Source organism: Fontisubflavum oceani (genome assembly GCF_030407165.1).
GTDB classification, from domain to species: Bacteria; Pseudomonadota; Alphaproteobacteria; order Rhodobacterales; family Rhodobacteraceae; genus Rhodophyticola; species Rhodophyticola oceani.
The window spans coordinates 2,833,703-2,858,445 of record NZ_CP129111.1 but is presented as its reverse complement, the minus strand read 5'-3'; the positions used below and the strand labels follow the sequence as shown (position 1 = coordinate 2,858,445).

General features: G+C 60.6%; 30 protein-coding genes and 1 other RNA gene. 17 read left to right on the top strand and 14 right to left on the bottom strand.

All coding sequences use genetic code 11. The annotated features are described in order from the left end of the window. Window positions 1-133 precede the first annotated feature (133 nt). Both QTA57_RS14565 and QTA57_RS14560 read left to right on the top strand, forming a co-directional pair. Window positions 134-907 (top strand): GNAT family N-acetyltransferase, encoded by a 774-nt coding sequence (locus QTA57_RS14565; RefSeq protein WP_290152153.1) that lies wholly within the window; start codon window positions 134-136, stop codon window positions 905-907. Beyond that, window positions 904-1,740, top strand: coding sequence for a lysophospholipid acyltransferase family protein (locus QTA57_RS14560; RefSeq protein ID WP_290152152.1), 837 nt, complete (start codon window positions 904-906; stop codon window positions 1,738-1,740). Before QTA57_RS14565 ends, QTA57_RS14560 begins: the two co-directional genes overlap by 4 nt. On the opposite strand, the gene QTA57_RS14555 is transcribed toward QTA57_RS14560, so the two are convergent. Next, window positions 1,712-2,326, bottom strand: a complete 615-nt coding sequence (locus tag QTA57_RS14555; protein ID WP_290152151.1) for a thiamine phosphate synthase — start codon at window positions 2,324-2,326, stop codon at window positions 1,712-1,714. The two genes, QTA57_RS14560 and QTA57_RS14555, sit on opposite strands and share 29 nt — an antisense overlap. 101 nt (window positions 2,327-2,427) lie before the next feature. Here QTA57_RS14555 and QTA57_RS14550 point away from each other — a divergent pair, with 101 nt between their 5' ends. The 3 genes from QTA57_RS14550 to QTA57_RS14540 all read left to right on the top strand — a co-directional run bounded on the left by QTA57_RS14550 (window position 2,428) and on the right by QTA57_RS14540 (window position 6,017). After that, entirely contained in the window at window positions 2,428-3,165 is a 738-nt protein-coding gene (locus QTA57_RS14550) for an RNA methyltransferase (RefSeq protein WP_290152150.1), read from the top strand. A gap of 246 nt (window positions 3,166-3,411) precedes the next feature. Continuing rightward, window positions 3,412-4,548: a heme A synthase gene (ctaA, locus tag QTA57_RS14545; RefSeq protein WP_290152149.1), complete on the top strand. Its 1,137-nt coding sequence runs from the start codon at window positions 3,412-3,414 to the stop codon at window positions 4,546-4,548. Then, the gene (locus QTA57_RS14540) at window positions 4,545-6,017 is read left to right on the top strand and encodes a carboxypeptidase M32 (RefSeq protein ID WP_290152148.1); all 1,473 of its coding nucleotides are present in this window, start codon (window positions 4,545-4,547) and stop codon (window positions 6,015-6,017) included. Before ctaA ends, QTA57_RS14540 begins: the two co-directional genes overlap by 4 nt. A 142-nt stretch (window positions 6,018-6,159) precedes the next feature. Here the strand turns inward: QTA57_RS14540 and QTA57_RS14535 are convergent, their stop codons facing one another. Continuing rightward, window positions 6,160-6,957 carry an enoyl-CoA hydratase gene (locus QTA57_RS14535; RefSeq protein WP_290152147.1) on the bottom strand — a complete coding sequence of 266 codons (798 nt, stop codon included), beginning with the start codon at window positions 6,955-6,957 and terminating at the stop codon, window positions 6,160-6,162. A 66-nt stretch (window positions 6,958-7,023) separates the two neighbouring features. Here QTA57_RS14535 and QTA57_RS14530 point away from each other — a divergent pair, with 66 nt between their 5' ends. The 8 genes from QTA57_RS14530 (at window position 7,024) to QTA57_RS14495 (ending at window position 13,400) form a co-directional block, all read left to right on the top strand. Next, window positions 7,024-7,446 (top strand): PaaI family thioesterase, encoded by a 423-nt coding sequence (locus QTA57_RS14530; protein ID WP_290152146.1) that lies wholly within the window; start codon window positions 7,024-7,026, stop codon window positions 7,444-7,446. Window positions 7,447-7,600: 154 nt separating this feature from the next. Next, entirely contained in the window at window positions 7,601-8,926 is a 1,326-nt protein-coding gene (locus QTA57_RS14525) for an NAD(P)/FAD-dependent oxidoreductase (RefSeq protein WP_290152145.1), read from the top strand. A gap of 17 nt (window positions 8,927-8,943) precedes the next feature. Continuing rightward, window positions 8,944-9,300 (top strand): DUF5368 domain-containing protein, encoded by a 357-nt coding sequence (locus tag QTA57_RS14520; protein ID WP_290152144.1) that lies wholly within the window; start codon window positions 8,944-8,946, stop codon window positions 9,298-9,300. Between the two features lie 190 nt (window positions 9,301-9,490). Beyond that, window positions 9,491-9,952 carry a 50S ribosomal protein L13 gene (gene rplM, locus QTA57_RS14515; protein ID WP_145209217.1) on the top strand — a complete coding sequence of 154 codons (462 nt, stop codon included), beginning with the start codon at window positions 9,491-9,493 and terminating at the stop codon, window positions 9,950-9,952. 2 nt (window positions 9,953-9,954) lie between these two features. Continuing rightward, window positions 9,955-10,464 carry a 30S ribosomal protein S9 gene (rpsI, locus tag QTA57_RS14510; protein ID WP_290152143.1) on the top strand — a complete coding sequence of 170 codons (510 nt, stop codon included), beginning with the start codon at window positions 9,955-9,957 and terminating at the stop codon, window positions 10,462-10,464. A gap of 163 nt (window positions 10,465-10,627) precedes the next feature. Further along, a complete protein-coding gene (locus tag QTA57_RS14505) occupies window positions 10,628-11,512 on the top strand; it encodes an ABC transporter permease (RefSeq protein WP_290152142.1) in 885 nt (294 codons plus the stop codon). After that, window positions 11,509-12,309 (top strand): ABC transporter permease, encoded by an 801-nt coding sequence (locus tag QTA57_RS14500; RefSeq protein ID WP_290152141.1) that lies wholly within the window; start codon window positions 11,509-11,511, stop codon window positions 12,307-12,309. Before QTA57_RS14505 ends, QTA57_RS14500 begins: the two co-directional genes overlap by 4 nt. Further along, window positions 12,306-13,400, top strand: a complete 1,095-nt coding sequence (locus QTA57_RS14495; RefSeq protein ID WP_290152140.1) for an ABC transporter ATP-binding protein — start codon at window positions 12,306-12,308, stop codon at window positions 13,398-13,400. Before QTA57_RS14500 ends, QTA57_RS14495 begins: the two co-directional genes overlap by 4 nt. Window positions 13,401-13,459: 59 nt before the next feature. Here the strand turns inward: QTA57_RS14495 and QTA57_RS14490 are convergent, their stop codons facing one another. Further along, window positions 13,460-13,687: a sulfurtransferase TusA family protein gene (locus tag QTA57_RS14490; RefSeq protein WP_290152139.1), complete on the bottom strand. Its 228-nt coding sequence runs from the start codon at window positions 13,685-13,687 to the stop codon at window positions 13,460-13,462. A gap of 93 nt (window positions 13,688-13,780) precedes the next feature. Here QTA57_RS14490 and QTA57_RS14485 point away from each other — a divergent pair, with 93 nt between their 5' ends. The 3 genes from QTA57_RS14485 to QTA57_RS14475 are packed head-to-tail and all read left to right on the top strand — an operon-like array spanning window position 13,781 to window position 17,150. Beyond that, window positions 13,781-14,533 carry a cytochrome c biogenesis CcdA family protein gene (locus QTA57_RS14485; RefSeq protein WP_171560975.1) on the top strand — a complete coding sequence of 251 codons (753 nt, stop codon included), beginning with the start codon at window positions 13,781-13,783 and terminating at the stop codon, window positions 14,531-14,533. A gap of 41 nt (window positions 14,534-14,574) precedes the next feature. Then, window positions 14,575-15,810 carry a hypothetical protein gene (locus tag QTA57_RS14480; protein WP_290152138.1) on the top strand — a complete coding sequence of 412 codons (1,236 nt, stop codon included), beginning with the start codon at window positions 14,575-14,577 and terminating at the stop codon, window positions 15,808-15,810. Continuing rightward, entirely contained in the window at window positions 15,807-17,150 is a 1,344-nt protein-coding gene (locus tag QTA57_RS14475) for a cytochrome P450 (protein ID WP_290152137.1), read from the top strand. Before QTA57_RS14480 ends, QTA57_RS14475 begins: the two co-directional genes overlap by 4 nt. 84 nt (window positions 17,151-17,234) lie before the next feature. Here QTA57_RS14475 and QTA57_RS14470 read toward each other — a convergent pair whose 3' ends face one another. The 8 genes from QTA57_RS14470 to ssrA form a co-directional block, all read right to left on the bottom strand. Next, entirely contained in the window at window positions 17,235-17,426 is a 192-nt protein-coding gene (locus QTA57_RS14470) for a hypothetical protein (protein ID WP_330696703.1), read from the bottom strand. A gap of 25 nt (window positions 17,427-17,451) precedes the next feature. After that, the gene (locus QTA57_RS14465) at window positions 17,452-17,670 is read right to left on the bottom strand and encodes a ribbon-helix-helix domain-containing protein (protein ID WP_290152135.1); all 219 of its coding nucleotides are present in this window, start codon (window positions 17,668-17,670) and stop codon (window positions 17,452-17,454) included. Further along, the gene (locus QTA57_RS14460; protein ID WP_330696702.1) at window positions 17,667-17,801 is read right to left on the bottom strand and encodes a DUF4169 family protein; all 135 of its coding nucleotides are present in this window, start codon (window positions 17,799-17,801) and stop codon (window positions 17,667-17,669) included. Before QTA57_RS14460 ends, QTA57_RS14465 begins: the two co-directional genes overlap by 4 nt. A gap of 41 nt (window positions 17,802-17,842) precedes the next feature. Further along, window positions 17,843-19,234 carry a class II fumarate hydratase gene (fumC, locus tag QTA57_RS14455; RefSeq protein WP_290152133.1) on the bottom strand — a complete coding sequence of 464 codons (1,392 nt, stop codon included), beginning with the start codon at window positions 19,232-19,234 and terminating at the stop codon, window positions 17,843-17,845. A gap of 82 nt (window positions 19,235-19,316) precedes the next feature. Then, complete coding sequence (locus QTA57_RS14450; protein ID WP_290152132.1) at window positions 19,317-19,895, bottom strand: class I SAM-dependent methyltransferase; 579 nt, start codon at window positions 19,893-19,895, stop codon at window positions 19,317-19,319. Window positions 19,896-19,988: 93 nt separating this feature from the next. Continuing rightward, window positions 19,989-20,516: an SspB family protein gene (locus QTA57_RS14445; RefSeq protein ID WP_253261424.1), complete on the bottom strand. Its 528-nt coding sequence runs from the start codon at window positions 20,514-20,516 to the stop codon at window positions 19,989-19,991. Between the two features lie 43 nt (window positions 20,517-20,559). Continuing rightward, window positions 20,560-20,928, bottom strand: a complete 369-nt coding sequence (locus QTA57_RS14440) for a DUF4345 family protein (RefSeq protein ID WP_145209175.1) — start codon at window positions 20,926-20,928, stop codon at window positions 20,560-20,562. Between the two features lie 127 nt (window positions 20,929-21,055). After that, window positions 21,056-21,410: a transfer-messenger RNA gene (ssrA, locus tag QTA57_RS14435) on the bottom strand. A gap of 368 nt (window positions 21,411-21,778) precedes the next feature. Here ssrA and QTA57_RS14430 point away from each other — a divergent pair. Beyond that, window positions 21,779-22,723: a LysR substrate-binding domain-containing protein gene (locus tag QTA57_RS14430; RefSeq protein ID WP_290152131.1), complete on the top strand. Its 945-nt coding sequence runs from the start codon at window positions 21,779-21,781 to the stop codon at window positions 22,721-22,723. A gap of 57 nt (window positions 22,724-22,780) precedes the next feature. Here QTA57_RS14430 and QTA57_RS18450 read toward each other — a convergent pair whose 3' ends face one another. From QTA57_RS18450 to QTA57_RS14420, 3 genes are all read right to left on the bottom strand, one after another. Then, entirely contained in the window at window positions 22,781-23,290 is a 510-nt protein-coding gene (locus QTA57_RS18450) for a hypothetical protein (protein WP_407933481.1), read from the bottom strand. A gap of 31 nt (window positions 23,291-23,321) precedes the next feature. Continuing rightward, a complete protein-coding gene (locus tag QTA57_RS18445) occupies window positions 23,322-23,825 on the bottom strand; it encodes a type 2 periplasmic-binding domain-containing protein (protein ID WP_330696700.1) in 504 nt (167 codons plus the stop codon). A gap of 81 nt (window positions 23,826-23,906) precedes the next feature. After that, window positions 23,907-24,662 (bottom strand): FadR/GntR family transcriptional regulator, encoded by a 756-nt coding sequence (locus tag QTA57_RS14420; protein ID WP_290152130.1) that lies wholly within the window; start codon window positions 24,660-24,662, stop codon window positions 23,907-23,909. Window positions 24,663-24,743 lie beyond the last annotated feature (81 nt).

Here is a 24,743-nt window from a genome sequence, read left to right as displayed (position 1 = left end):
CGTTACAGTAAAAACCGGATGGTTAACCAAACCCTAACATGTCAGGGGTCGGCGGCAAAGTGCCGACTGGGCGCATGCTTGCGTTCGCAGGCGGCTTTGGTAAACCCGCGCGAGACGAGGGCTGAGGACGCATATGCAAATCGATGACGGTCATTTCGAGGTGCGTTTGGCGACCGATGCGGAGGATCTTCGGGCCGCGCAACGCTTGCGATACGAGGTGTTTGTGGGCGAATTGGGCGGCGATGGCCCGCTTGTCGATCATCAGGCTCGGTTGGAGCAGGACCGGTTCGATCCGTATTTCGATCATCTGATGTTGCTGGATCATCGCCGTGCGGCGGGTGATCAGGTTGTCGGTGTGTATCGGTTGATGGGCGATGCGCAGGCCCGGGCCGCCGGGCAATTCTATACCGAAGATGAGTATGATTTGCAGGTGCTGAAGAGATCGGGTCGTCGGTTGTTGGAGTTGGGCCGATCTTGTTTGCATGCCGAGTATCGCGGCGGCAGCGCGATGATGCATCTTTGGAACGGATTGGCGGCTTATGTATCGGCGCGCGAGATCGAGGTGATGTTTGGGGTCGCGTCATTCCACGGCACTGATATCGCACCCTTGGCGCAACCGCTTTCGTTTTTGCATCATCGCCACCTGGCACCGACCGATATCCGTGTTCGAGCCCGGGCCGAAGCGTTTCTGCGCATGGATTTGGTGCCAGAGGATCAACTGGATCGCCCTGCGGCCACGCGCGCGATCCCGTCTTTGATCAAAGCCTACTTGCGGCTTGGCGGGTTTGTGGGCGACGGTGCGTTTATCGACCGGCCCTTCAATTGTGTCGATGTCTGTTTGATTATGGACACGGCGCGGATGTCTGACCGGCATCGGGCGATCTACCAAAAAGGCGCATCGGCGTGAGCACCTGGTATGGCGAGGCCCCGCCGCCACCGCCGCGCGCATTGGGCGCGCGTGAGTGGTTGCGCGTGGCGCGCCGGGGCGCGCCGCTTCTGCTGCTTTTGGCTATCTGTTTTCCGTTGCTCCTCTTGCTGCGGGTGCCTGAGCGCTGGCTCTTTGGACTGACCCGACCGGTCACGCCGTATATCACGCAGTTTGTCTGTATCTGGGCCTGCTGGTTGGTTGGCTTGCCACGGCATGTCAGCGGTCAGCCGATGACCGGGCCGGGGGCCTATGTGTCGAACCATGTCAGTTGGCTCGACATTTTTGTGCTGAATGCCTGCAAACGGCTGTATTTCGTGGCGAAAGCCGAAGTGCGGGGCTGGGGAGGGATTGGTTGGCTGGCGCGGGGCACGGGAACGGTGTTCATCAATCGGCGGCGCGGTGATGCCCGGACGCAGCAGGCCGTGTTTGAGGATCGCTTGATCGCGGGCCACAAGCTGCTGTTCTTTCCAGAGGGAACATCGACCGACGGGCAGCGCGTTTTGGATTTTAAATCAACGCTTTTCTCGGCGTTCTTCACAGATCGGTTGCGGGACGTCTTGCAAGTGCAGCCGGTATCTCTGCGCTATGCTGCGCCGGCAGGAGCGGAGGCGCGGTACTACGGCTGGTGGGGCGATATGGAGTTCGGGGACAACCTGCTGCAGATCCTCGCCACGCCACGCCATGGTGCAGTGTATGTGACCTATTATCCGCCGCTGCATGTGGCCGATTTTTCAGATCGCAAAGCTTTGGCACGAGCCTGCGAGATGGCCGTGCGGTCGGGGGTCAGCGAAGCGGCGCTGTCAAACGGGTAAGCGCGGCACTGGCATCCTCTTCGCGCCAGATCTCCTCACCGATGGCGAAGAAATCGGTGACGGGCGCGAGAGTTTCGATCAGATCGGTGTCCAAAGCGCCTTCGGCGACCACGGGCAATTCGATCATTTCCGACCACCAGGCGAACAGATCCTTCTCAGCCTTGCTGCCATCGCCCAGGGCGCTGTCGCCAACGGGACCAAAGGCGATGTAATCCGCGCCAGCTTCGCCCGCCGACATGCCGTCATGGGAGGAGGTGCTGCAAAACGCGCCAACAATCGGGTCGTCGCCGAGCTCTTTCCGGGTCTTACGCACCGACCGTGCGGCATCGGTCAGATGCACGCCATCGAGGCCCAAAGTTTGGACCAGTTGCAGATGGGCGGTGATCACAATCGGTACATCGCGGGCATGAGCCACCTCGCGAAGCGCATCGGCGGCGCGAGCGACTAGAGTTTCGTCATGGCTTGCCAGGGTCAGGCGGAGGCAGGCGATCTCGAACCGGTCGAGGACCGAGGCCAAGCGCGGCGCGAAAACCTCCGGCTCGAAAGCTGGGGGCGTGATCAGATAGAGTTGCGGGGTCTCGGTCATGGGGGCGTCCTCGGGCGTCGCGTTGCGGGGTGATAGCGCGCGGGGGCGACGCGAACAATGGGGGGATTGCATGGCCGGTGGGGCCGCACTAGACGAGCGCCATGACCCAGCCTGTTTTCATTTTGGTCCGCCCGCAGATGGGCGAGAATATCGGTGCCGCCGCACGCGCGATGTGGAATTTCGGCCTTGATCAGATGCGGGTGGTTGGCCCGCGCGATGGCTGGCCGAATGAACGCGCCGTCGCGCTGGCGAGTGGGGCCGGGCGGCTCTTGGATCAGGCGGGGCTTTGCCAGAGCGTGCCGGAGGCGATCCGCGACTGCACGTATGTCTTTGCCACCACGGCGCGGGCGCGAGGCTTGACCAAGCCGATTGTGACGCCGGAGCGCGCCATGGAGCAGGCCCGGGCGATCCAGGCCGAGGGCGGCAAGGTCGGCGTGCTCTTCGGGCCGGAGCGGGCGGGGTTGGAGAATGAAGATATCGTTCTGGCCAATGCCACGATTTCCGTACCGGTGAACCCGGAGTTCCCCTCGCTCAACCTGGCGCAATGTGTGCTCTTGACCGCCTATGAATGGCGGCGGCAGGGCGTGGATGTGGCGCCTGAGGTGATGGAGATGGCGGGGACCGAGTTTGCCAGCGGGTTGGAGCTTGAGAAGCTGGGCGATCATTTCGAGGAGCGGCTGGAGGAGGCGGGGTTTTTCTTTCCCTCGACCAAGGCCGAGGGGATGAAGGTCAATCTGCGCAATCTTTGGGGGCGGCTGCCGTTGACCCGGGCGGATGTGCAGATTTTCCACGGTGTGATGCGGCAAATGGTGCGGTGGGCGGAGAAGCGGCGGGATTAGCCGTGATGCGCGCCCGACGGGCCCTGGCCCGGCGGCGGTCGCAGGCTGCGCCTGCTTATGGGCTTTGAGGGACGTGGAGAGAGGCCGCCGGGCATTGCGCGGCCTGGCTGAGTTCGGGAGCCTCCGGCGGGGATATTTGGGAAGCAGAGAAGCCCAAGGGCCGTGACAGGGTGCCGCGTTTGCTTGAAGGCGATTGGGGCTTGGGATAGCTCTGTCGGCAAGATGTGAGAGGGTGAGGCGCAAGGCATGAGCCGCAGTATTTTCGAAGAGGTGAGCGAGACGCAGAAACCGGCGGCGACACCGGGCGGCGTGAGCGGCGGGCGTGGGCGCGGGCGGGCGTTGGTCCGGGCCTGGCTGATGGTGCTTTTTGCGCTGGTGGTGGTGATGATCGCGGTGGGCGGGCTGACCCGGCTGACCGATAGTGGGCTTTCGATCACCGAATGGGCGCCGCTGTCGGGCGCGATCCCGCCATTGAGTGCAGAGGCCTGGGACGCGGAGTTCGAGGCCTATCGGGCGATCCCGGAGTATCAGTTGCAGAACCAGGGGATGAGCCTGGCCGAGTTCAAGGTGATCTATTGGTGGGAATGGGGTCATCGGCAGTTGGGCCGGGTGATTGGCCTGGTTTGGGCGCTTGGATTTGTTGGGCTTTTGGCGACGCGGAATGTGCCGACGGGGTGGACCGGGCGGCTGCTGCTCTTGGGGGCGCTTGGCGGGCTGCAAGGCGCGATTGGCTGGTGGATGGTGTCGTCAGGCTTGGAAGCCGGGATGCTGGACGTGGCGTCTTATCGGTTGGCGATCCATCTGGGCTTGGCGTTCCTGATCCTGGCGCTGATCGCTTGGTATGTGATGGCGCTTGGTCGGGACGAAGCGGCGCTGATGCAGGCGCGGCGCTCGGGCGATAAGCGGTTGAAGGGGATGGCGACCGGGGTCTTGCATCTGACCTTTCTGCAAATCCTCATCGGGGCCTTGGTCGCGGGGATCGATGCGGGGCGGAATTTCATTGACTGGCCACTGATGGCCGGCGGCTTCACACCGCCGGATATGTGGGTGTTGGAGCCGGTTTGGCGGAACCTGTTTGAGAATGACGGGACGGTGCAGTTTTTCCACCGGATCGTCGGCTATCTGCTGTTCATCTTTGGTGTCGCGGTTTGGTGGATGGCGCGTCGTTCGGCCCTTGTCGCGACCAAGCGGGCGTTTGATTGGGTGGCGGTGATGCTGTTGGGGCAGATGGTGTTGGGCATCATTACGGTCATGCATTCGTCACCTTGGTATTTGGCGATTTTGCATCAGTTCGGCGCGGTCGTGTTGGTGGTTCTGGTGCTGCGCGCCCGGTTCCTCAGCTTGTACCCCTTGCCGCAATCGGTTCGAGGAGCAGGCGCATGAGCGCGATGGACGATCTCACGGCGTTTCAACGTCAGACGGAAGCTTTGGCGCAAGTCATGGGGCGGCTGAGTTGGGACCAGGAAACTATGATGCCCGAGGGCGCAGTTGCGCAGCGCGGCGAGGAACTGGCCGCGTTGGAGGGGGTGCTGCACAGCCGTCGGGTCGATGCGCGGGTCGCCGATTGGTTGGCGACGGCCAAACCAGAGACAGAGGCGGATGTGGCGCAGATCCGGTTGATCCGCCGCGCGTATGACCGGGCGGCGAAAGTGCCGGCGGACCTATCGGCGGCCATCGTTCGAGCCACGGCGCTGGCCCATGGCGTGTGGGCCGAGGCTCGGGCCAAGGAAGACGTAGCGTCGTTTTTGCCGGTGCTGCGTGAGATCTTGACGCTTCGTCAGGAAGAGGCGGCGGCGCTTTCGGGCGATGGCGATGCGTATGACGCGCTGCTCCAGGATTACGAGCCGGGGATGAGCGGCGCGGCGTTGGAGGAGATGTTTGGCGCGCTTCGGCCGCGCTTGGTGGCATTAAGAGCCGCGGTGGCTGAGAGCGGCTATGATCCGGTGCCGCTTGAAGGGGTGTTCTCGAAAGAGCAGCAGCTTGCCCTGACCCATGAATTGGCCGCGGCCTTTGGCTATGATTTCAACCATGGCCGGATCGACGAGGCAGTGCATCCGTTCAGTTCAGGCAGTGCCGCCGATGTGCGGATCACCACGCGGGTGGATGAGCGTGAGCCCTTTGGCTGCCTCTATTCGACAATCCATGAGGTCGGCCACGCAACTTATGAACAAAACATCGCGCCGGAGTTCCGCCTGACCAGTCTGGGGCAGGGCGTGTCGATGGGCGTGCATGAGAGCCAGAGCCGGATCTACGAAAACCAACTGGCGCGGAGCCGAGCCTTCACCGGCTGGCTCTATGGCCGAATGGTCGACCGGTTCGGCGCGCTGAATGTCGACGGCGAAGAGGCATTTCATGCCGCTGTGAACCGGGTGCAGCCGGGATATATCCGCACCGAGGCGGACGAGGTGCATTATAATCTGCATATTCTGATGCGGTTTGACCTAGAGCGCGCGCTTTTGGCGGGCGATCTGGCGGTCAGTGATCTGGAGGCGGCCTGGAATGACCGGTTTGAGGCCGATTTCGGCGTGGCGGTGGACAAGCCGTCAAACGGGATGTTGCAGGATGTGCATTGGTCCGCGGGCCTGATCGGCTATTTCCCGACCTATTCTTTGGGCAATGTCTATGCGGGATGCCTGCACGCGGCGCTTCGGCGTGATCTGCCGGAACTGGACACGGATTTGGCGTGCGGGGATCTGCGCGCGGCGACGGGCTGGTTGAAAGAGCGTTTGCAGCAATATGGCGGACTTCGGTCGCCACGCGAGACGATCGAGCACGCCATTGGTGGAGAGATCAGCGAAGCGCCACTTCTTGATTATCTGGAAGACAAGTTCACGGCCATCTACAGGGCCTGAAGACGGAGGTCGCCTAGGTCTCGGTGCTTCAGATCGGTAAAGGATAACTCGAAACGGGCTCGATCGCTATTTGGTCCGCCCTGCCAGATAGCCGCGCACGGCAGGCCGAGGCACCATCCATTATCCCTGTTCTTAGAATAGGTTAGGGGGTGTCTTTCCAGTCCGGGTCGCGCTTTTCTAGAAACGCGGCAATGCCTTCGGCGGTGTCGTCTTCCAGCATGTTTTCGACCATCACCGCGCCGGTTTGAGCATAGGCCGAGGCGATGGGTTGCTCGATTTGCTCATAAAACGCGCGTTTGCCGATCCGGACGGCGCTGCCCAGCTTGCTGGCGATCGTTTCGGCCAGCTCCATCGTTTCTTGTTCCAGAGCTTCTGAATGCACGGATTTGTTGATCAACCCGAGTTCTGCCGCGCGATTGGCATAGATGAAGCGCCCGGTTGTCAACATCTCGAACACGTGTTTGCGCGACACATTGCGGGAAAGTGCGACCATCGGCGTCGAGCAGAAGAGACCAATATTGACGCCGTTCACACCGAAGCGTGTGTCGTCCGCCGCTATGGCCAGATCGCAAGAGGCCACCAGTTGACAGCCCGCGGCGGTGGCGATGCCGTGCACTTGCGCGATGACTGGTTGCGGCAGGCGCGGGATCATCAGCATCACTTCGGTACAGCGGTCGAAGAGATCGCGGATCGCGCGGGCGCCCTTGTCGGGCGCTTGCCGTTTGGTGCGCAGCTCTTTCAAGTCATGCCCGGCGCAAAAGGCTTTACCCGTCCCGCGCAGGATCACCACGCGCTGGCCGGCGTCATGCATCAGGGCCGAGAACTCCTCGTTCAATCGGGCCAGCATCGCGTCACTCAACGCATTCAAACTGTCCGGGCTGTTCAATGTCAGCCGTGTAATCGCCCCGATATCTTCTCGGATTAAAATCTGCTCGGTCACCTGCACGCTCCCTTGCCAAGCCCCTGAAAACACGCGAACCCTAGGGCGAAACGAGGGGAGAGGGCAATGGCATTGGCGATGGACCGGGCGGCGCTGCAGGCGTTTTTGACGGCGGAATTCCCGCAAGTGGCAGACATGTTCCGTGTCGAAGAGGTCGATGACAGCCTGCTACGGGTCCGGTTGATCGTGGGCGAGGAGCATCTGCGACCCGGTGGCACGGTCTCGGGTCCAACGATGTTTTCGCTCGCTGATGTGGGCGTCTATCTGGCGATCCTGGCGCGGATTGGGCCGAAGGCGCTCGCCGTCACCACGAATTGCTCGATCGATTTCATGCGGAAACCTGCAGCAGGTGTCGATCTGCTTTGCGATACGGTTTTGTTGAAGCTGGGAAGGGTGTTGGCCGTTGGCGACTGTCGGATTTACTCCGAAGGGGATGATCGGCCCGTCGCGCGCGCCTCGCTGACCTATTCGATCCCACCGGAGCGCTAGCGGCACTTCTCTCCGTCCGGTTTGGTGTCTGGTCTTACCCGAACAGACGCATGTGCGCGCTTTCCTAGGGTTGATCTATATCAATGCCAATGGTTGGCGTTGCGTATTACCCCCAAGCTGAAGGGAATTCTTGTAGTTTTGGGGGAGAGGGCGGATGACGGACCAACCTGATTTTGAAACACGCCGAAAGCTTCTGGGCTTGATGGCCGCTGGCGGGGCTGTCGCGGCGTTGCCGAAAGGCGAGGGGGCGCAGGCCCAGACGGTGCAGAGCAGCGCCCGGATTGTGATCTTGGGGGCCGGGGCCGCCGGGACGGCGCTGGCCAATCGGCTGCACAATAGGGTTGATGGGGCGCAGATCACCATCATTGATCCGCGCGTGCGGCATCTCTATCAGCCAGGCTTCACGCTCATCGCCGCCGGTTTGCGCCCGTCATCCTATTCGGTCTCGGCAACCGCTGACTGGCTGCCGCGCGGCATCACCTGGATCGAAGGTTCGGCCACCAACATCGATGCGGAGACGCAGCAGGTAAGCACCTCAACCGGCGAGACGGTTGGCTATGACTATCTGATCGTCGCGACAGGTTTGGAGTTGCATTACGAGGGCATCGAGGGGATGTCCCGCGATCTCATTGGCCAAAACGGGATTGGGTCGGTCTATGCCGGGCCAGAAGAGGCCGCGACCACCTGGAGCCTGATGGATCAGTTCACCGATGAGGGCGGTGTCGGGCTTTTCACCCGGCCCAATACGGGTATGAAATGCGCTGGTGCGCCGCTTAAATACACCTTCCTCACCGATGATCATGCGCGGCGCAAAGGAACGCGCGGGCAGACCGAGATCATCTATTGCGCCCATTCCTCGACCTTGTTCGGTGTGCCGATCGTCAATGAGAAGGTCCGGATGCTCTATGAGCGCCAGGGGTTTGAGACGCGGTATAACCGGGTGATGACGGCGATTGATCCGGGCCGGAAGGTTGCGACTTTCAGCACGGAAGATGGCGGCAGCGAAGAGATCGGGTTCGATTTCACCAATGTGATCCCGCCGATGCGTGCCCACCAGGTGATCCGCGACAGTGGCCTGTCTTGGCAAACCGGGGCGAGTGGTGAACAGGGCTGGGTCGAGGTCGATCAATACACGCTCCGCCACACCCGCTATGACAATGTCTTTGCCGCGGGTGATGTGGCTGGCGTGCCGAAAGGCAAGACGGCGGCCAGCGCCAAATGGCAGGTCGCAGTGCTCGAAGACCAATTGGTGGCACAGATCGAAGGCCAAGAGAGTGACCATCTCTATAACGGCTATACATCCTGCCCACTGATCACGCGGGTCGGGCGCGCGATGTTGGTCGAGTTCGACTATAACAACAATCTGGTTCCGAGCTTCCCCGGCCTGATCGCGCCGCTGGAAGAGCTTTGGGTCAGTTGGCTGATCAAAGAGATCGGGTTGAAAGCCACCTATAACGCGATGCTGCGCGGCCGAGCTTAAAAAGGGAGGGAAGCGATATGGAAAACCCGACGATTGGAAACTTCATCGCCGTCTTCGAAGAGATGTTCGGCCGTGGCCTCTTTTGGGCGCTTGTGGCACTGGCCGTGATCATCACGCTGGCGTATCTCTATGTGCTGATCCGCGATCGGGCGGTGAGTTGGCGCAAATTCCTTCTGGCGCAGCTGGCGATGCCCGTGGGGGCGGTTGCGGCGGTTTGGTTCGTATTGGTGATCACCAAGTCGCGGCTGGCCGATATCGGCGGGCCGATCGATGTCATCATCGTACTGGGAATCGGTGCATTGGGTGCGGTTGGGGCCGCGATTCTGGTCTATACCGCCCAATCGCTGATCAAGGGTCCGGAGCGCGTGCAATAAACGCTCCGGCAAGAGGTTCCGGACAGAATCTTTTGGGGTAAAATAATACCCTAGTAGCAAGTATCTGTTTTGTAATGATTTTGTCCGGAACACCGCTCTTGACGTGGAATGTCACTTCGGTAAAACGGCGCCATCCCGATGGGCGCCGGATTTCGCGCCCGCGATCTCGTCTTCCGAAGGACAAAGACACATGAAAACCTTTTCTGCCACCCCGGCGGATATCGACAAGCAGTGGATCTTGATCGACGCCGAAGGCGTTGTTCTGGGCCGTCTCGCCTCGATCATCGCCATGCGGTTGCGCGGCAAACACAAGCCGTCATTCACCCCCTCGATGGATATGGGCGACAATGTCATCGTCATCAACGCCGATAAGGTGCAGTTGACCGGCAAGAAACGCGACAAGCCGAACTATTGGCACACCGGTTATCCGGGTGGGATCAAGTCCCGCACCACCGGCCAAATCCTCGATGGTGACTATCCCGAGCGTGTTGTGACCCAAGCGGTCAAGCGCATGCTGCCGGGCGGCAAACTGAGCCGTCAGCAAATGACCCATCTGCGCGTCTATGCCGGCACCGAGCATCCGCATGAGGCGCAAGCGCCGACCGTGCTGGATGTGAAATCCATGAATCCTAAAAACACGCGGAGCGCATGAGCATGGCCGAGACACTGACATCGCTCGACGAGCTGAAAGGCGCCGTGGAAGAGGGCGTTGTGCCCGCTCCCGAAGCCACCCTGATCACCGAAACCGAAGTCACCCGCGAACCTGTGCGTGACGCGCTTGGCCGCTCCTATGCCACCGGCAAACGGAAAGATGCGGTTGCCCGCGTTTGGATCCGCCCCGGCTCCGGCAAAGTCATCGTCAATGGCAAGGACCAGAGCGAGTATTTCGCCCGTCCGGTGCTGCAAATGATCCTGCGCCAGCCCTTCACCGTTGCCGGTCGCGAAGACCAGTTCGACGTGATGGCCACGGTCAAAGGCGGCGGCCTCTCGGGCCAGGCCGGTGCTGTGAAACACGGCATCTCGAAAGCGCTGCAGCTTTACGAACCGGGCCTGCGCGGCGCGCTGAAAGCCGCTGGCTTCCTGACCCGCGACAGCCGGGTTGTGGAACGGAAGAAATTCGGTAAGCGGAAAGCGCGCCGGAGCTTCCAGTTCTCCAAGCGTTAAGCAAACCAGCAGAGTTTCAAAGGGGCCGTCCAATTGGGCGGCCCTTTTCTATGATGCCACGATTCTGATCTCGAGAGGGGGAGCGGGGTCAAATCTCTTGCACCTGGAGGGCATTGCCGTAAATCTTCGAGCTTGACCGAAGAGCGTGGTCGGGGAGAGGTGGATGAGCCAGGGCGCGAGGCTGCGCAAGGCCTTACGAACGGATGCGGCGCGGGGCTTGGGCCTGGTCAGCCCGCCGCTGATCTATGCGCTTTTGCTGCTGGCGGCGCCGCTTGGCACGATCTTTCTCTTTAGCTTCTGGACCCAGGATTTCCTGACCATCGACCGGAGCTTCACCCTCGACAATTACCGCGAAGCGCTGACCGATCCGCTTTATTCCGAGCTGTTGTTCCGCTCGCTTCGCATCGCGGGCGCCGTGACGATTGTGACCGTGCTTTTGGCCTTCCCGATTGCCTATTTTGTCAGCTTTTACGTCCGGCCCGACCGCAAATCGCTGTGGCTCTTTCTGATCACCATCCCGTTTTGGACCAGCTATCTGATCCGCGTGTTCCTGTGGCGCGTGATCCTGGCCTTTGACGGGCCGGTGAATGGCAGTTTGGTTGGCTTGGGGCTCATCGATGAACCACTGAGTTGGATTCTCTACAATGCCAATGCGGTGGTGATCACGCTCGCCCACGCATTCGCTCCCTTCGCGATCCTGCCGATTTTCGTGAGCCTGGAGAAGATCGATCGGAGCCTGCTGGAGGCCGCGCGGGATTTAGGCGAAAGCCGGGTGATGACCTTTCTGCGCGTGACCTTGCCGCTGGCGATGCCGGGCGTTCTGGCGGCGATCCTGATCGTGTTCATTCCGACAATTGGGGATTATGTCACGCCGCGCCTGGTCGGCGGATCGGATGGCACGATGATCGCCAACATGATCCAGGTGCAGTTCATGCGGCTGAACAACGCGCCGCTTGGGGCGACTTTGGCAGTGATCGCGATGGTCAGTGTGACCTTCATTGCGCTTGCGCTGATTTTCGTCACCCGCCGCTGGACCCGCAGCAGATGAAGGGCCTGCGGATATATGCGGTGGCCTATTTAGTCTTCCTATATGCGCCAATTGTGCTCCTGCCGCTCTTCGCCTTCAACGATGGCACGATCATCGCCTTTCCGCTGCAAGGCTTCACCTTCGATTGGTTTATCGAGCTGACGCGAACCGAAGCGCTGCATGATGCGACGGTCAACTCGATCTTCATCGCGGTCACAACGGCGATCTTGGCCACCTGCTTCGGCCTGTTCGCTGCGCGGGCGGGCAACCGGCATGTGTTTCCGGCCAAAGGTGGCATATTGGGCTTCATCATGCTGCCCTTGGTTCTGCCCGAGATCATTGTCGCGGTGTCCCTTCTGGTCGCGATGCTACAAATCGGCCTGACCCCGTCGATCTGGACGGTGATTGCGGGCCATGTGTTGATTTGCACGCCTTTCGCCATCGCGATCCTGAACGGCAGCTTTGCCAATATGGATCAGAGCCTTGAAGAGGCCGCGGTGGATTTGGGCGAGACGCCGCTCTCGACCTTCCGGCTGGTCACGCTGCCGCTGGTGATGCCGGGGATCATCGCCTCGCTTCTGATCTGTTTCACGATCTCGCTCGACGAGTTCATCATTGCGTTTTTCCTCTCGGGCAATGAGCCGACCTTGCCGGTCTATCTCTGGGGGCAAATGCGCTTTCCGGGCCGGTTGCCGGTGATCATGGCGCTTGGGACGATCCTTGTCGTGCTGTCGATCATGCTTCTGATCACCGCTGAGTATTTCCGCCGCCGGGGCTTGCGCCGGGCCGGCCTTAGAGACACCGGAGGGTTCTTGTGAAGGACACCAACCAAGAGCCGATCATCGCGCTTCAGGGCGTGCATAAATTTTATGGCGAGTACCATGCGCTTCGCGGCATCGACGCAGAGATCGGGCAGGGCGAGTTCTTCTCGCTGCTCGGGCCGTCGGGCTGTGGCAAGACCACATTGCTGCGCGCAATTGCCGGGTTTGAGGATATCTCGAGCGGGCGGATTTTGCTGGATGGCCGTGATGTGGAAGGCGTGCCGCCGAATAAACGTCCTACGAATATGGTGTTTCAGAGCTACGCGATCTTCCCGCATTTGAGCGTGGCGGAGAATGTCGGTTTTGGCCTGCGGAAATCAGGCATGAGTGGTTCTGAAAAACAAACCGCCGTGGGGGAGGCTTTGGAGATGGTTGGGCTCGGCGGCTTTGGCAGCCGGGCGGCTCATGCGCTCTCCGGCGGACAACGGCAACGGGTGGCGCTGGCCCGCGCGCTGATCCTGAAGCCCAAGGTGCTTTTGTTGGATGAGCCGCTTTCGGCCTTGGATAAAAAGATGCGCGAGCAGATGCAGACCGAGCTTCGCCGGTTGCAGCGGCAGGTTGGGATCACCTTCATTTTGGTGACCCATGATCAGGAAGAGGCGCTGATCATGTCCGACCGGATTGCGGTGATGTTCGAAGGGGAGATCGCGCAATTGGCACCGCCGCAGGCGCTTTACCGCCGTCCAACCAACCGGCGTGTGGGAGAGTTCATCGGTATGATGAATTTCTTGCCCGCCCGCGTGATCGACTCGGGCGGCGCGACGGTTGAGGTCGAGGTGCCGGGCTTGGGGCGCGCGGCCTTGGCGCCCGACCAATGCCCCGCAGGGATTGGCAGCGAGGCCAGCATCGGCCTGCGTCCCGAGAGTCTGACGCTGCTCTTTGACGGCCAAAGCGCAGATCGCGTGGCGCAGGGCGTGGTCGAAGAACACACCTATTACGGCGATATGACCTATTACGATGTGCGATTGGATGGGGCGCCGAACACGGTATCGGTGTCGATGCGGAACATGCCCGGACGCCGGGTGTTGGAGCGCGGAGATCGGGCCGATTTGGCCTGGGATGCGCGGGCGATGGTGCTGTTCGGCTGAGTGCGGCCCGGAATTTTCAAAATTCCGCGCGGAAAACGCATGTTTTCCGGGCCCCGGTCTCAGCCCTTGCGGACCAAATAGGCGGTGCCGTCCTCTATCTCTTCACTCCCCAGAAACCCATGCCCCTGTTCGGCACAGAAATGCGGCACATCCACATGTGCCGCAGGGTCATCGGCCAAGAGCCGCGCGATCTGACCGCTTTCAAGGCCGCCCATACGTTTGCGGAGCCGCAGAACCGGTAAGGGGCAGAGCAAGCCGCGCGCATCGATATCCAGATCAAAGTCCATCCCCGGCGACATAAGCCGGGCGCGCGGTCCTGTCCACGGATATGTGACCGTTGGCCACGTGACCTTTCCGATCTGCCGAGGTAGGGAAGAGACATGTTTGGGATTGACCTGTTTGACGCGTCGCTTTTGCCGGCGATGCTTGTCGCGCTGACCGCCGGTGTGCTGAGCTTTCTCAGCCCCTGTGTTTTGCCGATTGTGCCACCTTATCTCGCCTATATGGGTGGTATTTCGATGAATGATATGGCGGTTGCGGGCGCTGCGCGGCGCAAGGCCGTTCTGGCCGCGCTGTTCTTCGTTCTCGGGCTGTCGACGGTGTTCCTGTTCCTTGGCTTCACCGCCTCTGTCTTTGGGCAATTCTTTCTTCAGAATCAGGTTCTTCTGGCGCAAATCTCAGGTGCCGTGATTATCGTTTTCGGCCTGCATTTCCTTGGCCTCTTCCGCATCCCAATCCTCGACCGCGAGGCCCGAATGGATGCAGGCGACCGGGGTGGATCGAGCTTTGGCGCTTATATCTTGGGGCTCGCCTTTGCCTTTGGCTGGACCCCGTGCATTGGGCCGCAACTGGGCGCGATCCTGTCCATCGCGGCAACGGAATCGAGCGTCCAGCGTGGGACAGCGCTGCTTGGGGTCTATGCGATCGGCTTGGGACTGCCATTCCTGTTGGCCGCCGCGTTCATAGAACGCGCCATGGGGCTGATGACGCGGCTGAAACGGCATATGAAAACCATTGAGCGCGTGATGGGCCTGTTGCTGGTTGGGGTCGGTGTCGCACTGATGACCGGGGCGTTTTCTGCCTTTGCGTTTTGGTTGCTTGAAACATTCCCGGCCCTTGGCCTTCTGGGCTGAATTGCCATAGGCTTGCCCAAATCGATCGTGTGATTGGGCAGATGACGGATACCCCAGGTCAAGAGGTTCACCGCCGCCGGGTAATGTATATCCCCGGCTACGACCCGGTGCCGCCGCGCAAATATCGCGAGCGTTACCGGCGCGAAGCGGCGGCGCAGGCGGCGATTTCTGGCTATGACATCGCCCTTGGCCCAAAACAGACCAGAGGCAAATTCGGCTGGCATGTCAGCGCCGAGATGGAGGGGGCGGCGGTCGAGACCGATATCGAAGTGATGTACTGGTCCGATATCGTGCGGGACTCGATGAGCCACGGTATTCTCGCGACCTATGGCCAGCTTTTTCGCACGGCTTGGATCTACATATGGTCGGGGGCGCTGTTTCGCCTGATGACGCTTCGCAAAGGGCCAGTGATTGCGGCGCTTTACCCGGTGGTGTTCCTGTTGGGTCAGTTGCTTGCGGCGCTTGCTGTCGGGGTCGTAGTCGCCTTCGTGGTCGAATGGATGGGGCATCGGATCCTTGGTATTCCCCTGTCCTTCTTCGGCTTGGTTCTGGGGTTGGTCATGGTCTGGGCCGTCTTGGATCTGTTCCGACGACAAGATGGACGGTTTCTGGCCTATTACCTGATGCATGATTACGCGTTTTCGGCGCGCTATTGTGGGGCGTATCCGCCAGAGCAGGAGGACCGGATGCGTGAGGCCGCAGATCAGATCGCGGCGGCCTTGCAGGCGGATGTGGACGAGGTGCTGATCGTTGGCCACTCCTCGGGCGCGTATATCGCGGTCTCGATCCTGTCTGATTTGATCCGCGCCGGCCGGATTCCAGCGGATGGGCCGCGCCTGGCGCTTCTGACCCTCGGCCAAGTGGTGCCGATGGTGTCTTTCCTGCCGAAAGCGGATCGGCTGCGCGCGGATTTGGCGTTTCTGAGCAGCCGGGACGAGATCACTTGGGTCGATGTGACGGCCCCCGGCGATGGCTGTGCCTTCGCGCTTTGCGATCCGGTTTCGGTGACCGGCGTCGCGCCGGAGGGCAAGCGCTGGCCGCTTGTCATTTCGGCGGCCTTCACCCAAACGCTGAGCCCAGAGAAGTGGAAGGCGCTGCGCTGGCGGCTTTTTGAGCTGCATTTCCAGTATCTCAATGCCTTCGATCAGCCGGGCGATTACGACTATTTTCGCATCACGGCGGGCCCGTTGAGCCTGCAAAGCCGGTTCGCCGACCGGGCGCCTTCGAAAAGCCGGATCGAACGTCCGGTGAATCGCTATACGAGTATGGCCGCATGATCCCGCCCAAACCGGCCGCGCGCCCGGATCGGGTGTCTCTTCTGCGGTACCTCAAGCTGTTCCGGCGTGACATTCTTTCGGCGCAGCCTCAGCGTCTCTATCGGGCCTGGATGGCCGAGTTGCGGACGCCGTTCTTCCGGTCTTACCTGCTGAACCAGCCCTCCTTGGTGCAAACGGTTCTGAAGGAACGCCCCGATGATTTTCCGAAATCGGATCGGATTGGCGAAGGGCTGCGCCCGCTTCTCGGAAACTCGGTCTTCCTGACCAATGGCGAGACCTGGAAGCGGCAGCGCCGGATCATCGACCCGGCTTTCGAAGGCGGACGGTTGCGTGACACGTTCCCGGCCATGTGGGCGGCAGGCGAGGCCGCCGTGGCGCGGATGGGAGACGGCGTCGTGGATGTCGAGCCAGAGATGAGCCACGCGGCGGCAGATGTGATTTTCCGCACGCTTTTCTCGATCCCGATTGAGAATGAGATTGCCGCTCAGGTGTTTGACGAGTTTCGCACCTATCAGAGGACGCAACCGATCTTAAACGCCGCCGCGTTTCTGCCTCTGCCACGCTGGATGCCGCGTGGGCATCGGGCGCAGACAAAGGCATCGGCGCGCGTGATCCGCGGGCTGATCACCCGGCTGACGGCGGACCGAATGGAGGAGATCAAAGTAGGCAGAGCGCCGGACGATCTTGCAACTAAAATCATGACCACGGCAGATCCACAGACCAGCGAGACCTTCTCGACCGAGGAGATGGTGGATCAGGTGGCGATCTTCTTTTTGGCGGGTCATGAGACGAGCGCCAGTGCCTTGGGGTGGACCTTGTTTCTTTTGGCGATGTTCCCGGATTGGCAGGAGCGCGTCGCCGAGGAAGCCGCGATTTTGGACGGCCCAGATTTCTCAGTTATGTCGAAGCTGAAGCTCAGCCGGGATGTGTTTCGGGAGGCATTGCGGCTCTATCCGCCGGTGCCGATGATGGTCCGCGAAAACGCCTGCCCTGAGACGTTTCGGGATCGGTCGATCCGCAAAGGGAGCCAGATGGTCATCTCGCCTTGGCATCTGCAGCGTCATGAGCGTCTTTGGGACAATCCCGACGGGTTCGATCCGGCCCGTTGGCAGACCGAGAATGGCAAAACATGTATGCGCGAGGCCTATATTCCCTTCTCTGCAGGCAGCCGGGTGTGTACGGGGGCAGGTTTTGCGATGGTTGAGGGGCCGCTTTTGCTGTCGATGTTGGTCAAGGCGTTTCGGTTCGAACGGATGGAGGGGCGCGATCCTGTGCCGGTAGCCTATCTCACTGTCCGAGCGAAAGATGGGATTTGGCTGCGCGTCCGTCCGCGAGGGTAACCGGAATTTTGCAAAATTCCGGCTCGTTTTCTTGCAAGAAAACGGCTCACCGCACGATGCGGACAGGCGCTTGGTTGCAGAAGATCACCATTTGGCCAGCGTTTTCGACCGCCCGATACCCGCCCGTTTCAACTCTCGAATGAAGGCCTCCCGACCCACATAGCGGTCGATATCTCGCACGCTGCGCCGGATCACCAAACCATCACGGGCGGCTTTGGACCCAAAAAGATGCGACATCCAGTGATCGGCGGAAAGAAGGGCGGGGTCCTGTCTCATATCGCGCAGGCTATGCTGATCGTGGTTAACGTCCGGTTACGTGATGGAGCACATAGACACGGATCGCAGAGGCCAGCCCGCTCTCCAGTCCCCGTGCCTCATCAACCTCAGCGGCCAGTTCATTCACCGACATGTCGCGCTCCGTCGCGATGCGTTGGAATTCCTGCCAAAAGGCATCTTCCAACGAGACGGAGGTGCGGTGGCCCCGCAACGTCAAAGATCGTTTCCGGGGCCGGGCGTTCATTCGCTTTCCCGCTCATGCCCGTCGAGCAATTTGCGCGCTTGTTCATCCCGCGTGGCCTGCAACAGCCGAGCCGCTTTGCTTTGCCCGTGTTTGACCGCATTCGCATCCGCATTGGCTTTTTTTGCCGCCATATCGCGGGCTTTGCGGGCTTTGTTCAAGTTGATCGGCGTGCTCACTTCGGGCCGACCATGTCTTCCGGGCGCACCACAGCCTCGAAGGTGTCTTCATCGACGAAGCCGAGCTTGATTGCCTCTTCCTTGAGGGTGGTGCCGTTCTTATGCGCCGTTTTGGCAACTTTGGTTGCGTTGTCATAGCCAATCGTCGGGGCCAGCGCCGTGACCAGCATCAGGCTTTCGCGCATCAGCTTGTCGATCCGGGTCCGGTCCGCATCCAACCCGTCGACCAGATTGTCGGTGAACGCTACCGAGGCGTCACCCAAAAGCTGCATACTTTGCAGGACGTTATAGGACATCATTGGCTTATAGACGTTCAGTTCGAAATGCCCCTGGCTGCCCGCAAACCCCACGGCCGCATCATTGCCCATCACATGGGCGCAAACCTGGGTCAGCGCCTCGCATTGCGTGGGGTTCACCTTGCCCGGCATGATCGAACTGCCCGGCTCGTTCTCGGGCAAGATCAACTCGCCCAAACCGCAGCGCGGGCCGGAGCCGAGCAGGCGGATATCGTTGGCGATTTTGAACAGCGAGGCGGCGACGGTCTTCAACGCGCCAGACATCTCGACCATCGCATCATGGGCGGCAAGCGCTTCAAATTTGTTGGGCGCGGTGACGAAGGGGAGGCCGGTGATCCGTGCCATATTGCCTGCCACCTCTTCGGCCCAACCGGGCGAGGTGTTGAGGCCGGTGCCAACCGCCGTGCCGCCTTGGGCCAGTTCGTAAATCCGGCCCAGTGCTGCATTCACGCGGGCGATGCCCATGGCGACCTGATGCGCATAGCCAGAAAACTCCTGGCTCAGCGTGAGCGGCGTGGCGTCCTGCGTATGCGTCCGGCCGATCTTGATGATCCCGTCAAAGGCCACAACTTTCGCCTCAAGCGCGGTATGCAGTTTTTCCAGGCCAGGGATCAGCACTTCATGGGCCGTAACCGCCGCCGAAATGTGCATCGCGGTCGGGAAGGTGTCATTCGACGACTGCCCCATATTGCAATGATCGTTCGGGTGAACCGGGGTTTTCGAGCCAATCTCGCCGCCCAATATCTCAATCGCTCGGTTCGCGATCACCTCATTGGCATTCATATTCGACTGCGTGCCCGATCCGGTCTGCCAAACCACCAAGGGGAAATTGTCGTCGAGCTTGCCGTCGATCACCTCTTGCGCGGCCTCGATCATCGCATCGGCCAGATCGCCAGGCAGCTTGCCGGAGGCCTTATTGGCCTCCGCGCAGGCGCGTTTGATCACGCCCAAGGCGCGGACGATGGCCACCGGCTGCTTCTCCCACCCAATTGGGAAATTCAGGATCGAGCGCTGCGTCTGCGCGCCCCAGTATTTGTCGGCGGGAACCTCGAGGGGGCCGAAGCTGTCAGTCTCGGTACGGGTTGCGGTCATCTTGGCCTCCATAAGGTCTTGGTTGAGCGAGGGAATAGCGCGGCGGACGGGCCGGGTGCAACGGCCAGAATGGCGCAGCCGGTCACTCCGCCGCGCGGGTGGCCGCCTCAGCTTGGCGAAAGCGGTAGACGCGCGCGGGCGGCATATTCCACCAGATTTTGCGACTGACCTCCCAACTCAATCCAAGCTCTTCCCGTACCACCGGGGTGACGGGCGGTTTCGGGCCATAGGTGAATTGCACATAGTCTTGGCCCGGGCGGAGTTTTGCGACGGTGCCGGTCAGGATCGATCGTTGCAAGGCCACGGGCATCGACAACAGCGGCAGGCCAGAGATCACAGCTTGCGCGTTTTCGAGAGGCAAATCGCCAAGATCACCCGCCGACATGTGATGGACATTCAACCCCGGAAACGCCACCTGAAGCCGATCACAAAACACCGGGTTCATTTCGATTGAGTGCAGGTGCTCAGGCGGCAGGCCACGATCCAAAATCGCCTGTGTAATTTTGCCGGTCCCGGCCCCTAGCTCGATCACCGGTCCGGCGGCTGGATCGACCCGCGCGGCCATCTCTCGGGCCAGACCTTCGGAAGAGGGGGCCAGGGCCACGACCTGATGCGGGCGTTTCAGAAGCTGGGTCATGAACAGTCGGAAATCGCTTGCCATGTTATGCTGGTCCTTGGTGCTAAAGCCCTTGGATATCGGGGGCTATGACGCCCTGTCCTGGTCAATTCAAGTCATGCTGCGTCCTGCGACGCGTCAATGGGTTTTCCGGAACCGATCCAAGCTTACAACTTCTGCGTCTTGCGCAGCGCCGGAGTCTTCGCCGTCGTCGCTCTCTTCGGACCCGTCCGGTGGGGTTGGATCATCTTCCGGCCCGTCGTTTTTCGCATTGGTTTCAAAACGTAACCCGAATTCGACCGAGGGATCGACAAAGGTGAGGATCGCATCGAAGGGCACGCGCATGGATTCGGGATTATCGCCGAAATTGAGCGTGATCGAGAACCCGTCATCATCCACCTGGAGGCCGTCATACCAATGCTGAATGACGATGGTCATTTCCTCGGGATAGCGCTCCATCAACCAGGCGGCCAAATCGGCATCTGGATGCTGGGTGTCGAAGGTGATGAAAAAATGGTGCTCACCCGGCAAACCGTGATCGGCCACATCCTGCAATACCGTTTGAATCAGCCCGCGCATCGCGCGATGCATCAGGCGGCCATAGGCAATCGACTCCGGCGGTGTGTCTGACATGTCTTCCCCGGTGGACGGCAGTGCCCACACCATAGAAGATTCGTTTGGGAATGAAAGCGGGTGAGGCGGGGCCGCGTCAGATGTTGGCCAGGACCAGCCAGGAGGCCAAAGCAGCCTCGCAACCAAAGAAGGTCCAGCTTTGCCGAGAGGCGGCATTGTCGCGGAAAATCGAGGTGATCCGACCAATCGCGGCGCCGGCATAGGCAAATCCCATCACCAGCCAGCCGAGCGGTTCATTGAGCAAAAGCGCCCCGCCAGCGAGACCGACGAAAAGGCATCCCGAGGCCGCCGAAACCTCTGTATAAGCCATGTTGGTGGGCCCCGAGCGCATGTCGAGCTGATCCATCGTCCAGCGCGGCGCGAGCCAGCCCATCAGGCCCAGACCAATGGTCAGGATGGCAACGGCCATGTTGACAAAATCTACTGCGGTTGCGGCGCCCAGCATGAAGCCCTCCAGCGACGTGAAGTTTCCCCTTAAACGTGTGGTGCGGGGGCTTGGATCACTTGCCGATGAATTATTTTCAGGCGCTTTGGCGGTGTGACATACCGGTCACTGAAAATGTCGCGGGTGAAGTGCAGGCTTCTGTTGCCAGGTGCCTGCGAACCCCGCCTTACGCGGCTAGGCGTAAGGGCTTAAAGTCGGCGACTTAAGCAGCTTACGCTGCCAGAGCCATTGCCGGAGCACGGTTGTCATTTGCAACTGTACGATTCGGACCGATAACGGTGGTACCTCACCGGGACAAAGCTAACCCCTTTAGACGTTCGTCGATCCTATTTCGGCCCCATGATCCGCAAATGACGGAGTTTTGGTGGAGCCGCCGGGTACCGCCCCCGGGTCCGATCCGCTTATGACGAGCGCGTTTATGTCCATAGTCCCGTTGCCGGAACACAGAGAACATATGCGGCAATGGTGCGGTTTTCAAGCCGATGCCCCACCGCGGCTGTCCCACCGGGAGCGGATTTTTTACGAAAAATCCAGCTCGGAAAACGAGGTTTTCCGGCCCGTTTTCTTTCAAGAAAACGGTGCCTAACGTCGACAACATGATCCGTCATAGCCAATGTCGCGGCGGATGTGGTCGGACAGGTTCGACATCTCGGGCCCCCGGCCTTGGGCGAGTAAACTATTCACCGATCCACGGAAACGGCGTGCCAGGCGGGTCAGCGTCTTTGTGACATCTTGGCGAGACATATTAAATCTCCTTTTATATAAAGAAGGCTGATGTGCCTGAGCAGAGATGCGCTTCTTGGGCCCTTGTTACAAACAAAGAGACAAAGGGTATACATAAGGCATGTCTATGGCTAAGCTTCATCAAATCCCCCCTTTGGCGGCGATCCGTGTGTTCGAAGCCTGTGCCCGGCACGAGAACTTCACCCGAGCCGCAGCGGAGCTTGGCATGACGCAGGCGTCGGTCAGCTATCAGATCAAGGTGCTCGAAGAGCGCATGGGCGCGCCGTTGTTTTTGCGGCAACCACGCAAGGTGGCGTTGACCGAGATTGGTCGCCAATTGGCCACGCCGACAATCGAGGCCTTCGACAAGCTGCGCGCGGCCTATGGGGCGGGGCAAGATACGCTTGGTCGGACCCTTTCGATCAGCACGTTGCCGTCTTTTGCCAGCAACTGGTTGGCACCGCGCATTGGTCAGTTTCAGATGGCGCATCCCGATCTTGCCGTCCGGGTGGAGTCCGACCCGTCGAATATCGATTTTGCGCAGTCTGAGATCGATCTGGCGATCCGCTATGGTGACGGTGCTTGGCCAGGCCTTTCCGCGGAGCTTCTGATGCCGTCGGAATTTACCCCGATGTTGAGCCCTGAATTGTTGGAGCGAGTTGGGCCAGAGCTGTCGCCTGCGGATTTGCCGAATTGGCCGCTCATTGATCCGACGGATCCGTTTTTGGCCGAATGGCTGCGGCAGGCCGGCGTGTCAGCACCAGATTTGTCGTGTCGTGTGGGCAGCCAGCTTGGCTCGCAAGTCACAGAGGCGCGGGCGGCGATGGCCGGGCAGGGCGTGACGATGTTGACGCCGCGATTCTTCCGCTATGAGTTTGAGACGGGTCGGTTGGTGCAGCCCTTCGATTTGGTCGCCAGCGACGGCAAAGGCTATTGGCTGATCTACCCACGGGCCCGGCGCAACGTGCCAAAGATAAGAGCGTTTCGGCGATGGATTTTGGCCGAAGCCGCCGCCGATAATGAGAGAACTGCGGCTGGTCTTTCTGAGTCCTCTCACCACGAAGCGACATGAGCCGCAGAAAAAAGAGCGCTCCGAGAGGAGCGCTCTTTTGTCAATCTTATTGGTTTCTTAGAAGCCTGCTTTAATGCGTTCAAAGGCCTCGGCTTGACGCTGACGCTGCTCGTTCGAGATCGGCAATTGCGCCAGGACTGGAACGGTGACCGCGCCAAGCCCGTTCGCTTCGAGGGTCTCGGTACCGAGGGAGGCGAGCGCCACCGTGTTGGCCGAGCCGAACCCGCCTTCGATGAGCGGCTGTGCGGAGTCCACGGCGAGAAGCGCGTTGACATAGTCGTAGGCTTTTTCCTCGACGCCCGGTGCGTCGGTCATGTTGACATAGCCGCAGAGCCAGACGCTCGTGCCCTCGGCGGTGTTGCGCTCAAACCCGACAGGGAAGCCCTCATCGGCCAAGGCCACCGGGACCTCATTCCAGGCCCAGGCCACGAGCACTTCGCCCGAGCCCATCAACTGCCCCAACTCGCCGGGATCGACCCAATAGGTCCGCAGGTTCTCATGGATCGACCGGAGCCAATCTGTGGCGGCTTCAAACTCGGCGTTGCTGACGTCGGACCAGTCGGTCACGCCGGTGGCCAGATAGGCCAGCGCATAGGCGTCATCGACATTGTCCGGGATCGACAGGCGCCCGGCAAAGGCCGGATCGGTGAAGACCTGGAAGCGAGGCGACCTGCTCGGCGGTCACTTGCTCGGTGTTGTAGGTGACGGCGGTGGAGCCATAGTCGGTCGGCAAGAAGTAGAGATCAGCCGATCCCGCCATGATGTCTTCGCCCACGAGGCTGCCATCGAGATCGCCAAATGCCGTGATCTGATCGGTGTTCCAAGGCTCGATAATGCCGGACGCCTGCCAGCGCGGCACGGACCCGGCGCAGATATGGGTTACATCGGTTTGGAACCCAGAGACCAGGCGCTGAAACGCTTCATCCTCATCGCCGAAAAACACGAAAGACGGGCTTTCGCCATGGGTGTCGACATAAGGCTGGTGGAAGGCGGGGTCTTCAAAGCCGGAATAGTCGAAGACGAGCAGATCATCGTCTTGGGCAAAGGCGGGCAGGGCAATGGTCAGCGCGATTGCGGTGCCAAGCAGAAAGCGTTGGGTCATGATGTCGGGTCCTCATCAGATGTAAGAGGGTGGAAAAGCAGATGCGACGTTAAGAAAGCGATCCGGTCGCGGCAAGACAAATTATTGCGGCGCTTGGGGCGCTGCATTTGCATGGCGCGCGCGCGCCGCAAGGACTGATTGTGCGAGGTCCTTCGTATAGGCTTCGAGTTCGGTCAGGCCCTCCGCCGCCTTTGCGCCCTTCTGGTCTTCGATCGCATCGGTGATCTGCGTGTGCAGCGCCACGATCGCCTCGCGGGAGCGGGCGGTGAAGGTGATCATGTTCATCAATGGCTGCATCGCCTCAACCGCGCCGGCCAGTTGATAGCTCAGCACCGGGTTACCCGCGCCGTCGACCAGCGCCCGGTGAAACGCCACATCGGAGGCGCAGAACGCCTCATCCGTCAGGCCGGGCTGCGATTGACGGTGAATCTCTGCCCGCATGGTCGCCAAGTGGTCGGCACTGCGGCGCTCGGCTGACAGGGGCGCGCAGGCGCGTTCCAAAGCAAACCGCGCCTCGCATGCCGTGTCAAAGCTCACGGAATTCATGCTGAGCAGCAGGGTCGAGGTGGTGATCTGCTGGCTATAGGCATCCTCGAAGGAGAGCCTGTTGACGAAGGCGCCGCCAAACGCCCCGCGTTGGGTTCGGATCAGCGACTGCGCCGCCAGCCGCTTCAAGGCCTCACGCACGGTGGGTCGCGAGACATCAAATTGCTCGGCCAGTTCTGCCTCGGACGGCAGGCGTGCATCGACGATCAGATCGCCAGCGATAATCGCATCGCGGATCGCTTTGGCGATTTGGGCCGAAAGATCGGCGGAGCTGCTTGGATCAATTTTCATTTGTCAGACATTTAAAAGTCTGACATTTAAAACGCAATCCCTGAGTCGAGGAGGGCACAGTGATTTCATCCCGGATCAGAG

Coding starts and splice junctions, on each gene's coding strand:
- QTA57_RS14565 (WP_290152153.1), top strand. CDS start 134: ATGCAAATCGATGACGGTCATTTCGAGGTGCGTTTGGCGACCGATGCG.
- QTA57_RS14555 (WP_290152151.1), bottom strand. CDS start 2,326: ATGACCGAGACCCCGCAACTCTATCTGATCACGCCCCCAGCTTTCGAG.
- QTA57_RS14550 (WP_290152150.1), top strand. CDS start 2,428: ATGACCCAGCCTGTTTTCATTTTGGTCCGCCCGCAGATGGGCGAGAAT.
- ctaA (WP_290152149.1), top strand. CDS start 3,412: ATGAGCCGCAGTATTTTCGAAGAGGTGAGCGAGACGCAGAAACCGGCG.
- QTA57_RS14540 (WP_290152148.1), top strand. CDS start 4,545: ATGAGCGCGATGGACGATCTCACGGCGTTTCAACGTCAGACGGAAGCT.
- QTA57_RS14530 (WP_290152146.1), top strand. CDS start 7,024: ATGGCATTGGCGATGGACCGGGCGGCGCTGCAGGCGTTTTTGACGGCG.
- QTA57_RS14525 (WP_290152145.1), top strand. CDS start 7,601: ATGACGGACCAACCTGATTTTGAAACACGCCGAAAGCTTCTGGGCTTG.
- QTA57_RS14520 (WP_290152144.1), top strand. CDS start 8,944: ATGGAAAACCCGACGATTGGAAACTTCATCGCCGTCTTCGAAGAGATG.
- rplM (WP_145209217.1), top strand. CDS start 9,491: ATGAAAACCTTTTCTGCCACCCCGGCGGATATCGACAAGCAGTGGATC.
- rpsI (WP_290152143.1), top strand. CDS start 9,955: ATGGCCGAGACACTGACATCGCTCGACGAGCTGAAAGGCGCCGTGGAA.
- QTA57_RS14505 (WP_290152142.1), top strand. CDS start 10,628: ATGAGCCAGGGCGCGAGGCTGCGCAAGGCCTTACGAACGGATGCGGCG.
- QTA57_RS14500 (WP_290152141.1), top strand. CDS start 11,509: ATGAAGGGCCTGCGGATATATGCGGTGGCCTATTTAGTCTTCCTATAT.
- QTA57_RS14490 (WP_290152139.1), bottom strand. CDS start 13,687: ATGGACTTTGATCTGGATATCGATGCGCGCGGCTTGCTCTGCCCCTTA.
- QTA57_RS14485 (WP_171560975.1), top strand. CDS start 13,781: ATGTTTGGGATTGACCTGTTTGACGCGTCGCTTTTGCCGGCGATGCTT.
- QTA57_RS14480 (WP_290152138.1), top strand. CDS start 14,575: ATGACGGATACCCCAGGTCAAGAGGTTCACCGCCGCCGGGTAATGTAT.
- QTA57_RS14475 (WP_290152137.1), top strand. CDS start 15,807: ATGATCCCGCCCAAACCGGCCGCGCGCCCGGATCGGGTGTCTCTTCTG.
- QTA57_RS14470 (WP_330696703.1), bottom strand. CDS start 17,426: ATGAGACAGGACCCCGCCCTTCTTTCCGCCGATCACTGGATGTCGCAT.
- QTA57_RS14465 (WP_290152135.1), bottom strand. CDS start 17,670: ATGAACGCCCGGCCCCGGAAACGATCTTTGACGTTGCGGGGCCACCGC.
- QTA57_RS14460 (WP_330696702.1), bottom strand. CDS start 17,801: ATGGCGGCAAAAAAAGCCAATGCGGATGCGAATGCGGTCAAACACGGG.
- fumC (WP_290152133.1), bottom strand. CDS start 19,234: ATGACCGCAACCCGTACCGAGACTGACAGCTTCGGCCCCCTCGAGGTT.
- QTA57_RS14450 (WP_290152132.1), bottom strand. CDS start 19,895: ATGGCAAGCGATTTCCGACTGTTCATGACCCAGCTTCTGAAACGCCCG.
- QTA57_RS14445 (WP_253261424.1), bottom strand. CDS start 20,516: ATGGTGTGGGCACTGCCGTCCACCGGGGAAGACATGTCAGACACACCG.
- QTA57_RS14440 (WP_145209175.1), bottom strand. CDS start 20,928: ATGCTGGGCGCCGCAACCGCAGTAGATTTTGTCAACATGGCCGTTGCC.
- QTA57_RS14430 (WP_290152131.1), top strand. CDS start 21,779: ATGGCTAAGCTTCATCAAATCCCCCCTTTGGCGGCGATCCGTGTGTTC.
- QTA57_RS18445 (WP_330696700.1), bottom strand. CDS start 23,825: ATGACCCAACGCTTTCTGCTTGGCACCGCAATCGCGCTGACCATTGCC.
- QTA57_RS14420 (WP_290152130.1), bottom strand. CDS start 24,662: ATGAAAATTGATCCAAGCAGCTCCGCCGATCTTTCGGCCCAAATCGCC.